Here is a 12,393-nt window from a genome sequence, read left to right as displayed (position 1 = left end):
GCTGGCGCACATTGCGCCGACTGCCGCGTCCGATCATGCAGCGGTGCCATTGCCGGGTGACGCGGCGTCCAGCAGCTCACCGCCAAGCTCGACCGCCACGGTGTCGGCCAGACGCTGGGCGAGCTCGCCGGCCAGCTCAGGCTCCGGGGCCTCCACCACCACCCTCAGCAATGACCCGGTTTCGGACGGGATCAGCAGCACCCGACCCATGCCCGCCAGCGCGGATTCGACTTCGATCTTGCACCGCAGCAGGGCGGGATGGTCGCGCCAGGCGGCCTCGGGCGGCAGCCCCACGGGCACCACGCGCCGCGGGTACAGGGTCAGGTCCTGGGTCAGCCGAGACAGCGACGACCCGCTTTCACGCAGCGCCTGCAGGACCAGCAGCGCCGCGATGATGCCGTCGCCGGTGAACTGGCGGTCCAGGAAGATGATGTGGCCCGAGGGGTCGCCGCCGAGCCGCCAATGGCGCTTCAGCATCAGGTCCAGCAGGCCGCGGTCGCCGTCCACGGCACGCGCGAACGGGATGCCGAGGTCGCTGAGCCCATGGGCCAGTCCCAGGTTGCTCATCTGCGTGCCCACCACGCCGCCGGCCAGCGCGCCGCGCTGGCGCAGGTGCCGGGCAATCACGTAGAGCAGGTGGTCGCCGTCGTAGCTGGCGCCCTCCCCGTCCGCCATGCACAGGCGGTCGCCTTCGGCGTCGAGCGCGATGCCGAGCGCGGCACCCTGCCGCCGCACGGCCTGCGCCAGCGCGGCCGGCGAGATCTCGCCCGATGCGTCCCGGCCCGGATCGAGCACGGGGTCGAGCGCAAGCACCTCGGCGCCGAGCTCGCCGAACACCTGGGGGGCCAGCTGGTAGCCGGTGCCGGTGCCGCTGTCCACCAGCAGCCGCAGGCCCTGCAGGTCACGGCCCGCCGGGAAACTGCTCTTGCAGAAGTCCAGGTAGTGGCGGCTGGGATCGCGCATGCGCCTGGAGGTGCCGGCGCGGGGCGGCGGCACGCAGTCGATCGGGGCGGTCATTTCGGCCTCGATGGCCAGTTCCACGGCCTCGGGCAGCGGGCGCCCTTCGGAAGAGAAGAAATGGACCTCGTTGTCGTCGCGCGCCTGGTGCGAGGCATGGACCACGATGCCGGCCGACAGGTGCATCTGGCGGGTCAGGTAGGCCACGGCCGGGGGTGGCAGCGGCCCCGAATGCATCACGTCGACCCCGGTGGCGGAGAAACCTGCGCCCAGCGCCGCCTCGATCATGTAGGCCGAACTGCGGGTGTCGCTGCCGATCAGCACCGTGGGCCGCTCGGAACGGTGCTGGCGTGCGGCCTCATCGACCAGCACCTTGCCCGTGGCATAGCCCAGGTGCATGACCATTTCCGGCGTCATGGGCGCCTCGCCCATGCGTCCGCGCACGCCGTCGCTACCGAAAAGACGCCTGTCCATTTCCGCGCACCGCCTGCTGCCCCTGTTCCAGAGGCTTTACATCTAGGAACAATTATATTGAGCGCAGCCTCCGAGCGTGGTACGTGCGAGAAACCACAGTGGCGTCCAGGTTTAGGGCTCAGCGCGCCAGCTCGGCCCGCATGGCTTCGATCACGGCACGGTAGTCGGGCTTGCCGAAGATCGCGCTGCCGGCCACGAAGGTGTCGGCGCCGGCGTCGGCGACGCGGCGGATGTTGTCGGCCTTGATGCCGCCATCGACCTCGAGCCGGATGTCGCGTCCGCTGGCCTCGATGCGCTGGCGCGCCTGCTCGATCTTGCGCAGCGCCGAGTCGATGAAGCTCTGGCCGCCGAAGCCGGGGTTGACCGACATGATCAGCACCAGGTCGATCTCGTCGATCACCCAGTCCAGCGCGTCCAGCGGCTGGGCCGGGTTGAACACCAGGCCGGCCTGGCAGCCCTTGCTCTTGATCGCCTGCACGCTGCGGTGCACATGGGCCGAGGCGTCGGGATGGAAGCTGATCAGGTCGGCACCGGCCTCGGCGAAGGCGGCGGCCAGCGCGTCGACGGGCTGGATCATGAGGTGCACGTCGATCGGCACCGCGCTGCCGTCGGCGCGCTTGGCGTGCGGCTTGAGCGCCTGGCAGACCATGGGACCGAAGGTCAGGTTGGGCACGTAATGGTTGTCCATCACGTCGAAATGGATCCAGTCGGCGCCGGCGGCGATGACGTCGCGCAGCTCCTCGCCCAGGCGGGCGAAGTCGGCGGACAGTATGGAGGGGGCAATGCGGTAGGTCGAGCTCATCGCGGAATTGTCGCAGTTACCATGGCGCCATGTCCAAGTACCAGTTCAGCGTGGAAGTCGAGCCCCAGTACCTGCCCGAGCAGTCCGATCCCGGGCAGGACGCCTACGGTTTCGCCTACACCATCACCATCAGCAACACCGGCGAGATCGCCGCGCAGCTGATCTCGCGCCACTGGATCATCAGCGACGCGCGCGGCCACACCGAGGAGGTCAAGGGCCTGGGCGTGGTCGGCCACCAGCCCCTGCTCAAGCCCGGCGAGTCCTTCCAGTACACCAGCGGCTGCCGCCTGCGCACCGCCAGCGGCACCATGCATGGCAGCTACTTCTGCGTGGCCGAGGACGGCGAGCGCTTCGAGACCAGCATCCCGCTGTTCGTGCTCGAGGCCGACGGCCAGGCCCAGGGACGCGGGCGCGTGCTGCACTGAGCACATGGCAAGTCCCCCACCCGACCTGACACGACTGCTTGCCACGCTGGACCCCGAGGCCCCGCTGGCCGGGCGCCACCTCTGGCTGATCGACCTGGTGCAGTGGCTGCGCGGCGACGGCGCCAACGTGAGCGCCGCCGCGGCGCGCCTGCGCCTGCTGCTCGACGCGACCCTGGCCCACCCCGAGGAGGGGCAGCGCTGGCGCCGCTGGTGGCAGGCCTTCCTGGCCACGGTGGACGCCACGCCGCTGCTGGCCGACCACGGCTTCGCGCCGCGCTCGGCCTTCTTCAGCGAGTTCGGCCACCGGCTGCGGCGCAAGCTGCTGCCGGGCACGCCCGAGACCAGCGACCTGGGCGAGCTGTTCGACCTGCTGCGGCCCACGGCCTACGACGCCCAGTGGCTGCGCGCGCTCGACGCTGACACGCTGGCGCGGCTGCACCGCCTGCTGCTCGCCGCCGCCCCTGCCGACGCGCCGGCCGATGCGCCGGAACCCGGCAGCCGCCTGCTGATGGACGCGCTGACCTACAGCGTCAGCCAGGTCAGCGCTACCGGCTTCGCCTCCGAGATCCGCATCCGCATGTCGGACGCCGCCAAGCAGGCGCGCCCCTTCCATGATCTGCCCGCGCATTTCGAAGCCTTGCGCGCCGCCGTGGCCACCCACGGGGCGCAGAGCGCGCCGGCCCTGGTGGCAGCCGGCGTGCTGCGAGAGCAGCTCGACGCCTGCCGCCACGCCGCCTACACCGTCTACGCCCACCTCGACGCGCACGGCGTCTCGGTGGGCATCGTGTTCCGCCTGCGCCAGCTGCGCGAGCGCATCATCCGCATCAAGGCCCTGCTGGACTGCCTGAGCAGCGACCAGCCGGCCCAGGCCATGACCGAGCTGCTGGCCCAGCTGGCGCAGATCAGCGAGGACCGCCGCAGCCTGCGCGCGCTGATCACGACGAGCTCGCACCTCACGGCGGCCAAGGTGGCCGAGCGCAGCGCCGAGAGCGGCGAGCACTACATCACGCGCGACGCCGCCGAGTACCGGGCCATGCTGGGCGCGGCCGCCGGCGGCGGCGCGGTGCTGGCCTTCACCACCTGGGCCAAGTTCGCGATCTACGCGCTGGGCCTGTCGGCCTTCTGGAGCGGCCTGGCGGCGGGCCTGAACTACGCCGCCTCCTTCGTGCTGATCATGCTGATGCACTGGACCGTGGCCACCAAGCAGCCCGCCATGACGGCCTCGGCCATGGCCGCCAAGCTCAAGGACATGGGCGACGCCGGCGCTGTGGAGAGCTTCGTCGACGAGGTGGCGAACCTGCTGCGCTCGCAGATCGCTGCCATCCTCGGCAACCTGGGCCTGGTGGTGCCGGTGGTGCTGCTGATCTGCTGGGCGCTGCGCCTGGCCGGCCTGCCGCCCATGGTCGACCTGGCGCACACCCGGAAGGTGCTGCACGAGCAGCATCTGCTCGGCCCCACCGCGCTGTTCGCAGCCTTCACCGGGGTGCTGCTGTTCGCCTCCAGCATCATCGCCGGCTGGGTGGAGAACTGGTTCGTGTTCCACCGGCTCGACTCGGCCATCGCGCACCATCCGCGCTGCGCGCGCCTTTTGGGGGGCACGGCGCGCGCGCAGCGCTGGTCGGGCTTCCTGCGCCGCCACATCTCGGGCTTCAGCGCCAACATCTCGCTGGGCCTGATGCTGGGCCTGGTGCCGGCCTTCACCGCCTTCTTCGGGCTCGGCCTGGAGGTGCGCCACGTCACGCTGTCCACCGGCCAGGTCGCGGCCGCCGCGGCGACGCTGGGCCAGGCGGCATGGCAGCTGCCGGACTTCTGGTGGGCGCTCGCCGGCATCGCCGTGATCGGGCCGCTGAACCTCGCGGTGAGCTTCTACCTCGCGTTCCGGCTCGCGCTGGCAGCGCACAGCGTGACCCGGGTCGACCGGCGCCGCATCCACGCCGCGCTGCGCCGGCGCCTGCTCCAGGCCCCGGCCTCCTTCCTGCTGCCGCCGCGGCACCGGGCCGAGGCCGGGGCGGCCGGACCGCAATGACCCCTTTTGTAAAAAAGGTTGTTACAGCGTATCGGCGGCGCTCGGCGCCAATCCGTCCTTCCTGGGCCAAAATAGGCCTCGACAGCCCGGCCCGGACCATGAGACCGGGGCCGCCTGCTTCGTGCGCCGCGGGCCCGCCTCGCGCCGCGCCTCCCCTGTCGCGCGGCCCCGCCATCGAGCAGCGGCCGCGGCGCGACCGGCCTCCTGCCGGCCCGCCATCCCGAACCAGAGGAACAATCGCATGGACGAACTCATGGCCATCTGGGCCGAATGGGCCAAGCCCTCGGCCGGTCTGCCCACCCTCGAATGGTCGCTGCTGCTGGCCGTGGCCGCGGCCGCCGGCCACCTGCTGCAGCGCTTCACCGGCCTGCCCAAGCTGGCCGGCTATTCGGTCGTGGGCGCGCTCGCCGGCCTGGCCGGCTTCAGCGGCGCCATCTGGCCGCTGCAGGGCATAGGCCTGTTCCTGGTCGAGCTCGGCATCGCCGTGGTGCTGTTCGAGGCCGGGGCGCGCACCTCGGTGCGCTGGTTCCGCCACAACCCCATGGTGCTGGTGCAAAGCCTGCTGGAGGCCACGCTGACCTATGTCGCCGTGCTGGCCACGCTCAAGGCGCTCAAGGTCGACCTCGAGGTGGCCGAGGCCGTGGCCACGGTCGCGGTCGCCGCCTCGCCGGCCGTGCTCACGCGCGTGGTCATGGACATGCGCGCCTCCGGCCCCGTGACCGAGCGCGCCGTCGTGCTGTCCACCCTGAACACCTTGTACGCGCTGACCCTGAGCAGCGCCCAGGCCGGCCTGATGGGCCGGGCGCAGGACAGGCTGATGGACACGATCTACCCGCTCGCCGTGGTGCTGGGCCTGTCCTTCGTGGTCGCGGCGCTGCTGGCGCTGGCGCTGCGCATGGCCTTGCGCGTGATGAACCCCACGAGCGAGAACACCGCCATCCTGCTGCTGGCCATGATCGCGGCCGGCACCGCGCTGGCGGCGCAGTTCGGCGGCTCGGCGGCGCTGGCGGCCCTGCTCGGCGGCATGCTGCTCAAGCAGCTGCATCCGCGCCCCTGGGCCTGGCCGCGCCAGCTCGGCACCGCCGCCTCGCTGATCACCATGCTGATGTTCGTGCTGGTGTCCACCGTGGCCGCCCATGCGACCCAGAGCGGCTGGAGCCGCGCCGTCGCCGTGCTGGTGCTGGCGCTGCTGGCCGCGCGCGGGCTGGCCAAGGTCGCGGCGCTCACCGTGGCCAGCATAGGCAGCGGCATGGCCTGGAAGCAGGCCCTGTGGGTCGGCTGCGCCATGTCGCCGCTGTCCTCGGTGGCGCTGCTGATGACCTCGCAGTTCGCGTCCGCCTCGCCGCGCCTGGGCCCCGAGATCTCGGCCATCGCCCTGCCCGCCATCCTGCTGATGGAGGTGCTGGGCGCGGTGATCGCCACCTTCGCCCTGCTGCGCGCGGGGGAAAGCGCGCGCAGCAGGTCCGCGCCGCGCGCCGCCGCCTCGGGAGACCGCCATGTCGCTTGAACCCTTCCAGCAGTCGGCCGCGCTGTCGCTGGGCGTCGAGCTCGAGCTGCAGCTGGTCAACACGCACGACTACGACCTCGCGCCCTACGCCGACGACATGCTGCGCCTGATGAAGAAGCAGGCCCTGCCCGGCAGCGTGGTGCCCGAGATGACCTCGAGCATGATCGAGATCTCCACCGGCGTCTGCCACTCGGTGGCCGAGGTGCTGGGGCAGCTCAGCCTGATCCGCGACGCCCTGGTGCGCTGCGCCGACAAGCTCAACATCGCCGTGGTCGGCGGCGGCACGCACCCGTTCCAGCAATGGCACGAGAGGCGCATCTACGACAAGCCGCGCTTTCGCGAGCTGTCCGAGCTCTACGGCTACCTGTCCAAGCAGTTCACCATCTTCGGCCAGCATGTGCACGTGGGCTGCCCGGACGCCGACACCGCCCTGCTCACGCTGCACCGCATGTCGCGCTACATCCCGCACTTCATCGCGCTGTCGGCTTCCAGCCCCTATGTGCAGGGGCAGGACACGGCCTTCGACTCGGCGCGGCTGAACTCGGTGTTCGCCTTTCCGCTGTCGGGCCGCGCTCCCTTCGTGCTGAGCTGGTCCGAGTTCGGGCAGTACTTCGAGAAGATGACGCGCACCGGCGTGGTCAAGAGCATGAAGGACTTCTACTGGGACATCCGGCCCAAGCCCGAGTACGGCACCATAGAAATCCGCGTGTTCGACACGCCGCTGACCGTGGAGCGCGCGGCGGCCCTGGCCGGCTACGTGCAGGCCCTGGCGTCCTGGTTCATGCAGGACCAGCCCTTCCTGCCGGCCGAGGACGACTACCTGGTCTACACCTACAACCGCTTCCAGGCCTGCCGCTTCGGCCTGGACGCGATCTACGTCGACCCCGCCACGGGCAAGCACATGGCGCTGCGCGAGCACATCCTGCACACCCTGCACCAGATCGAGCGCCACGCCGAAGGGCTGGGCGCGGCCAGCATGCTACAGACCCTGCGCGACGACGTCCGGCGCGACCACAACGACGCGCGCTGGCTGCGCGAACGCCAGGGCCAGGAGCGCCTGCTGGCCGAGGTGGTGCGCCAGGCGGCGCGCCGCCTGCGCGGCCAGCCGGACGCTTGAGCGCCGCGGGTTATGCTCGGCCGCATGGGTGAATTCGAGCTGATCGACCGATTCTTCAAGCGCCCGGCGCGGCGCGCCGACCTCGGCGTGGGCGACGACTGCGCGCTGCTGCAGCCCGCGCCCGGCATGCAGTTGGCCCTGTCCAGCGACATGCTGGTCGAGGGACGCCATTTCCTGCCCGAGGTCGACCCCGCCAAGCTGGGCCACAAGGCGCTGGCCGTGAACCTCAGCGACCTGGCCGCCTGCGGCGCCCAGCCGCTGGCCTTTCTGCTGGCCCTGGCGCTGCCGCGCGTCGACGAGGCCTGGCTGGCGCCCTTCGCGCGCGGCCTGTTGGCCCTGGCCGACGCCCATGGTTGCGAGCTGATCGGCGGCGACACCACCCAGGGCCCGCTGAACCTCAGCATCACCGTGCTCGGCGAGGTGCCGCGCGGCCAGGCCCTGCTGCGCTCGGGCGCGCGCGTCGGCGACGAGGTCTACGTGAGCGGCAGCCTGGGCGACGCAAGGCTGGCGCTCGAGGCGCTGCAGGGCCGGCTGGCGCTGCCGGACCCGGTATTCGAGGCCGCGCGCGCGCGCCTGGAGCAGCCGACGCCGCGCCTGGCCCTGGGCCTGGCGCTGCGCGGCCTGGCCACGGCCGCGGCCGACGTCAGCGACGGCCTGCTCGGCGACCTCGGCCATATCCTCAAGGCCAGCGGCGTGGGCGCGCGCATCGAGGCCGAGGCGGCCGCACCGCTGCTGGCCGCCGCCGCGCCGCTGGCCCAGGCCGGCCGCCCGCTGGATCCCGAGCAGCAGCTGGCCTGGGTGCTGGCCGGCGGCGACGACTACGAGCTCGTGTTCACCGCCCCGCCCGCCGGGCGCCAGGCCGTGCAGGCCGCCGCCCAGGCCAGCCGGACCCCGGTCACGCGCATCGGCCGCATCGAGGCCGAGCCCGGCCTGCGCCTGGTCGACGCGCAGGGCCAGCCAATCAGCCAGCGCTACGCGTCGTTCGATCACTTCGCCTAGGGCGTCGGCGCGGGCCGGCTGCGCCTATGACGCGCCAGCCGCTGCGCCAGACGCGAGGCGCTGCGCTGCGCCGGACTCAGGGTCGCGGCGAAGGCCGCATCGGCACCGCGCCAGAAATCCTCCATGGCTTCGCGGCGCAGTTCAAGCGCCAGGCATCGCGCCTCGTCGTGCAGGCGATTGAACTCGGCGGGTGCCGGCGATGCGGGCCAGTCGGGGAAGGTCTTGGAGGGGCTCATGGCGCATCCCTTTCAGTTTCGGTGGAATCAACTTTATTGATTGATCCAACGAACGGAAACGGCAAAAAATGGGCGTTGGTTTTGCATTAATTGCAAAAGCCATGCAAAGTACCGCCATGCAACTGCAGCTCCAGGACGTCGCACTGTTCGCCCGCATCGCCGAACTCGGCAGCCTGTCTGCGGCGGCGCGCGAGCGCAACGTGCCGGTCAGCCAGGTCACGCGCGCGCTCGCGCGGCTGGAGGCCGCCTGCGGGCTGCGCCTGCTCAACCGCAGCACGCACGGCCTCTCGCTGACCGACGAGGGCGACATCTTCCTGGCCTACGGGCAGCGCCTGCTGGACGTCTCGGCAGAGCTGGCCAGCGAACTCAGCGGCAAGATCAGCGGACCCAGCGGCTGGGTGCGCGTGAGCGTCAGCCCCCTGCTGGCGCAGACCGTGATCGCGCCCAGCCTGCCCAGCCTCTACGAGCGCCATCCCCAGCTGCACGTCGACATCAACGCCGACGACCGGATCGCCGACATGGCGCGCGAAGGCATAGACATCGCGATCCGCACCGGCACGCCGTCGAGCGACACCGTGGTGGCGCGCGAGATCGGCAGCTACACGCGCACGCTCTATGCCTCGCCCGCCTACCTGACGCGCTTCGGCACACCCCGGCATCCGGACGATCTGCGGCAGCACCGCCTGCTGGCCAACAGCGTCAGCCCGCAGCTCAACCGCTGGCCGCTGACCGACAGGGAGGACCGGCGCGGCGGCGAGCTCCAGGTGCAGGGCCACACACGCACCGACAACTCGGCCGTGATGCTGAGCCTGGTGCAGCATGGCGTGGGCATCGCCCGGCTGATGGACCTGCTGGCCCGCCCCCTGGTGCAAGACGGCGCGCTGGTGCCGCTTTTGCAGGACAGCATGGCCGGCCCGCGCGTGACCATCTATGCCGTGATGCCGCGCCAGCGCCAGCGCCTGCCGAAAATCCGCGCCTGCATGGACCACTGGACCCAGTGGCTGGCCGACATGGCACGCCGATAATCAGCCCCATGACCGAGCGCACCGATACCGCCCTATTGCCTCCCGAGTCCCCCACGGCGCTGAACCCGCCGTTGCCGCCGGCACCGCCACGCGCCGACGCGCGCTTCATGCTGGCCCACCCGGCGCACTTCATCGCCATGGGCTTCGGCTCGGGCCTCTCGCCCGTGGCGCCCGGCACGGCCGGCACGCTCTGGGCCTGGCTGTCCTGGCTGGTACTCGAGCGCTGGCTGGCACCGGGCGCGCAGGGCCTGCTGATCGCCGCCGCGCTGGGCCTGGGCTGGTGGGCCTGCACGCTGACGGCGCGCCACCTGCGCCTGCTGGACCCCGGGCGCATCGTCTGGGACGAGATCGTGGCCTTCTGGCTGGTGCTCTGGCTGGTGCTGCCGACCGGCTTCTGGGGCCAGCTGGCGGCCTTCGCGCTGTTCCGCTTCTTCGACGCGGTCAAGCCCGGCCCGGTGGGCTGGGCCGACCGGCTGCTGCACGGCTTCGGCTGGCGCGGCGGCTTCGGCATCCTGCTCGACGACCTGGTCGCGGCCTTCTGCACCCTGTTCGTGATCGCGCTGTGGAGGGCCTGGTGAGCGCCGCCGCAATGCTCGAGCCACTGGCCGAGCGGCTCAAGCGGCGGGGCTGGATGCTGGCCACGGCCGAGAGCTGCACCGGCGGCCTGATCGCCGGCGCCTGCACCGAGCTGCCGGGCTCCAGCGACTGGTTCGAGCGCGGCTTCGTGAGCTACTCCAATACCGCCAAGACCGAGCTGCTGGGCGTGGACGCGGCGCTGATCGCGCGCCACGGCGCGGTCAGCGAGGCCGTGGCGCGCGCCATGGCCGAGGGGGCTCTGGCGCGTTCGCCGGCCCAGGTCAGCCTGGCCGTGACCGGCGTGGCGGGACCCAGCGGCGGCAGCGCCGACAAGCCGGTCGGCACCGTGTGGTTCGGCTGGTGCGTGGCCGGACGGACCAGCGCGGAGCGCCGTCAGTTTGCCGGCGACCGGGCCGCGGTGCGCGCCGCGACCGTGGACCATGCGCTGCGGCGCCTGGTCGAGTTGCTGGCTTAGGGCCCGTTCGCGCTAGGCCAGCGCGTAGCGCCTGGGATGCTCCAGGTGCTGGATCACCTCCTTGACGATGCCGTACATCAGGGCGCGGTCCTTGCTCGGGTGGTCGGCGAAATGCACGACCGTGGACCCGACGATGGCGTAGCTGTGGTCGGCCTGGCCGGGATCGTGGCCATAGCTGACGGGGATGGCGAAGCGCGCCAGCAGCGGGCCACAGGCCTGCCAGTCGCGCGTCCACTGCGGCAGGGCACGGTTGTTGTCCCACAGCGTGCCGGCGCTCTCGTAGCACTCCTCGACGTTCTTGTGGCCCAGCAGGTGCGCGAGCTGCCGCTCCTTGGCCACGCAGCTGCGGAAATAGTCCTGGTCGCTGACACGCATGGGTCTCCTCCTTGGCGTTTATGCGCGCCGCCGGGCCGCTGCGCCGCGGCGGTGGTGCCCCCATTGAACGCGCAGCGCCCCGCTTCGTCAAGCCGGGACAGCCAGGAGAGCGCACCCCGCTCAGTAGGGCACGACGCCCCTGAAGATGTCGACCACGACCTGGGTACGGGTGTTGCTGATCACGATGTCGCCGCCGATGACGATGCGCGCATAGCCCTCGGGCAGGCGCGTCAGCCGCGCCTCGAGGTCGCCGGGCAGGCCGCGCCCCTGCAGGCCCGGCGGCAGCCGGCCGTTGCGCTGCAGTTGCTTCTCGAGCCCGGGCGGCAGGCGGTCACGCTTGGCCAGGCCGGGCGGGGCGCGGCGCGCGGGGGCCGCGTAGTACTCGCTGATCAGCTGCCGGTCGCGGTCGCTGAACGCCACCGACACTGCGGCGTTGGGACCCGCGATGCCGACCTGTCCAGCCACGCCCGGCATGGTTTCGCAGCCGCTGATCAGCAGGGCCGCCAGGGTGACGACCCCCAGGGCACGCCAGGGTTGGGATGAAGATTTCATGCTCTGCCTCTCCTTTGCTTCATCCATGGCGGCCCGGCCCCTCAGGCCACGGCACCATGGCATTTCTTGTATTTCTTGCCGCTGCCGCAGGGGCAGGGGTCGTTGCGGCCGGGCTCGGGCGCCTTGCGCACGGTTTCCACGCGCGGGCCGATGCCGCGCCAGAGCTCGCGCAGGTCGTACACCGCCCACAGGGCCTCGGCGTAGGCGTTCAGGCGCGCCTCGCTGACGCTGGGCGGCCCATCCTCGCTGAGCGCCGACAGCGTGGGCTCCTCCTCGTCGTCCTCGGTCATGGCCACGATGGCTTCCAGCGAGGCATCGAGCCATTTGGCGGCCTCGCGGTCGCGCGGCGGCGCCCATTCCTCGGGCCAGTTCTCCACGGCGAACATGAAGCCCAGCGCCCAGACCTGGGCGAAGGCGGGCAGCAGCTCGCCCTCGAGCTCGGCGCGCTCGGCCTCGGGCAGGCCGGCGATCGCGCCGCGCACGTCCATGACCTCGGGCGCGTAGGCCTGCTCGTCGTCGAGCGACTCGGCCGGCGCGTCCAGCGCGGCACGCACCTCGTCCCAGCGCCGCTGCCACAGGGCCATGAAGCGCTGGCGCTGCGCCGCGTCGGCGAAGGTCTCGCCTTCCTCGCCGCCCAGCAGCACCGGCAGCCATTCGTCCTGCGGGAGGGAGCGGCGGCAGCAGACCAGGGCGGCCAGGAAGCCCTCGCAGAACTCCCACTGCGGGGTCTCGTCGTCGCGCTGGCGCAGCTCGTCCAGGATGGCGTCGAGTTCGTCGAAGTCCTCGGCGCGCAGGGCGCCGGCGTCGGCAGGGGATGGGGCTTGGGTCATGGCGGGGGGCAGGTAGG

At 71.7% G+C, this 12,393-nt stretch carries 14 protein-coding genes; 8 read left to right on the top strand and 6 right to left on the bottom strand.

The window, feature by feature from the left end; translation table 11 throughout:
* Nucleotides 1-33: 33 nt before the first annotated feature.
* Nucleotides 34-1,431, bottom strand: coding sequence for a phosphohexomutase domain-containing protein (locus tag FFS10_RS13300; RefSeq protein ID WP_137894957.1), 1,398 nt, complete (start codon nucleotides 1,429-1,431; stop codon nucleotides 34-36).
* A gap of 118 nt (nucleotides 1,432-1,549) precedes the next feature.
* The gene (gene rpe / locus FFS10_RS13295; protein WP_137894956.1) at nucleotides 1,550-2,233 is read right to left on the bottom strand and encodes a ribulose-phosphate 3-epimerase; all 684 of its coding nucleotides are present in this window, start codon (nucleotides 2,231-2,233) and stop codon (nucleotides 1,550-1,552) included.
* Nucleotides 2,234-2,262: 29 nt separating this feature from the next.
* Between rpe and apaG the strand changes: the two genes are divergently transcribed.
* The 5 genes from apaG (at nucleotide 2,263) to thiL (ending at nucleotide 8,307) form a co-directional block, all read left to right on the top strand.
* Nucleotides 2,263-2,658 (top strand): Co2+/Mg2+ efflux facilitator ApaG/CorD, encoded by a 396-nt coding sequence (gene apaG / locus FFS10_RS13290; protein ID WP_137894955.1) that lies wholly within the window; start codon nucleotides 2,263-2,265, stop codon nucleotides 2,656-2,658.
* A gap of 4 nt (nucleotides 2,659-2,662) precedes the next feature.
* On the top strand, nucleotides 2,663-4,684 hold the full coding sequence (tlpB, locus tag FFS10_RS13285) for a transporter-like protein TlpB (RefSeq protein ID WP_137894954.1): 2,022 nt from the start codon (nucleotides 2,663-2,665) through the stop codon (nucleotides 4,682-4,684).
* Between the two features lie 241 nt (nucleotides 4,685-4,925).
* A complete protein-coding gene (locus FFS10_RS13280; protein WP_137894953.1) occupies nucleotides 4,926-6,191 on the top strand; it encodes a cation:proton antiporter domain-containing protein in 1,266 nt (421 codons plus the stop codon).
* Nucleotides 6,181-7,308: a YbdK family carboxylate-amine ligase gene (locus FFS10_RS13275; RefSeq protein ID WP_137894952.1), complete on the top strand. Its 1,128-nt coding sequence runs from the start codon at nucleotides 6,181-6,183 to the stop codon at nucleotides 7,306-7,308. Before FFS10_RS13280 ends, FFS10_RS13275 begins: the two co-directional genes overlap by 11 nt.
* Nucleotides 7,309-7,332: 24 nt before the next feature.
* On the top strand, nucleotides 7,333-8,307 hold the full coding sequence (thiL, locus tag FFS10_RS13270) for a thiamine-phosphate kinase (RefSeq protein WP_137894951.1): 975 nt from the start codon (nucleotides 7,333-7,335) through the stop codon (nucleotides 8,305-8,307).
* Here the strand turns inward: thiL and FFS10_RS13265 are convergent.
* A complete protein-coding gene (locus tag FFS10_RS13265; protein ID WP_137894950.1) occupies nucleotides 8,304-8,543 on the bottom strand; it encodes a hypothetical protein in 240 nt (79 codons plus the stop codon). The two genes, thiL and FFS10_RS13265, sit on opposite strands and share 4 nt — an antisense overlap.
* A 116-nt stretch (nucleotides 8,544-8,659) precedes the next feature.
* Here FFS10_RS13265 and FFS10_RS13260 point away from each other — a divergent pair, with 116 nt between their 5' ends.
* The 3 genes from FFS10_RS13260 to FFS10_RS13250 are packed head-to-tail and all read left to right on the top strand — an operon-like array spanning nucleotide 8,660 to nucleotide 10,619.
* Nucleotides 8,660-9,568: a LysR family transcriptional regulator gene (locus FFS10_RS13260; RefSeq protein WP_137894949.1), complete on the top strand. Its 909-nt coding sequence runs from the start codon at nucleotides 8,660-8,662 to the stop codon at nucleotides 9,566-9,568.
* Between the two features lie 8 nt (nucleotides 9,569-9,576).
* Nucleotides 9,577-10,146, top strand: coding sequence for a phosphatidylglycerophosphatase A family protein (locus FFS10_RS13255; RefSeq protein WP_137894948.1), 570 nt, complete (start codon nucleotides 9,577-9,579; stop codon nucleotides 10,144-10,146).
* An 11-nt stretch (nucleotides 10,147-10,157) separates the two neighbouring features.
* Nucleotides 10,158-10,619 carry a CinA family protein gene (locus FFS10_RS13250; RefSeq protein WP_137895002.1) on the top strand — a complete coding sequence of 154 codons (462 nt, stop codon included), beginning with the start codon at nucleotides 10,158-10,160 and terminating at the stop codon, nucleotides 10,617-10,619.
* Between the two features lie 12 nt (nucleotides 10,620-10,631).
* Here the strand turns inward: FFS10_RS13250 and FFS10_RS13245 are convergent, their stop codons facing one another.
* The 3 genes from FFS10_RS13245 to FFS10_RS13235 all read right to left on the bottom strand — a co-directional run bounded on the left by FFS10_RS13245 (nucleotide 10,632) and on the right by FFS10_RS13235 (nucleotide 12,376).
* Nucleotides 10,632-10,994 (bottom strand): aminoacyl-tRNA synthetase, encoded by a 363-nt coding sequence (locus FFS10_RS13245; protein ID WP_137894947.1) that lies wholly within the window; start codon nucleotides 10,992-10,994, stop codon nucleotides 10,632-10,634.
* Between the two features lie 120 nt (nucleotides 10,995-11,114).
* Nucleotides 11,115-11,546 (bottom strand): hypothetical protein, encoded by a 432-nt coding sequence (locus FFS10_RS13240; protein WP_137894946.1) that lies wholly within the window; start codon nucleotides 11,544-11,546, stop codon nucleotides 11,115-11,117.
* Between the two features lie 41 nt (nucleotides 11,547-11,587).
* The gene (locus FFS10_RS13235; protein WP_137894945.1) at nucleotides 11,588-12,376 is read right to left on the bottom strand and encodes a YecA/YgfB family protein; all 789 of its coding nucleotides are present in this window, start codon (nucleotides 12,374-12,376) and stop codon (nucleotides 11,588-11,590) included.
* Between the last annotated feature and the right edge of the window lie 17 nt (nucleotides 12,377-12,393).

Source organism: Ramlibacter sp. 2FC (assembly GCF_005503345.1).
Classification (GTDB): domain Bacteria; phylum Pseudomonadota; class Gammaproteobacteria; order Burkholderiales; family Burkholderiaceae_C; genus SCMQ01.
The sequence above is the reverse complement of the archived record's forward strand: the minus strand, read 5'-3'. Positions and strand labels throughout refer to the sequence as shown.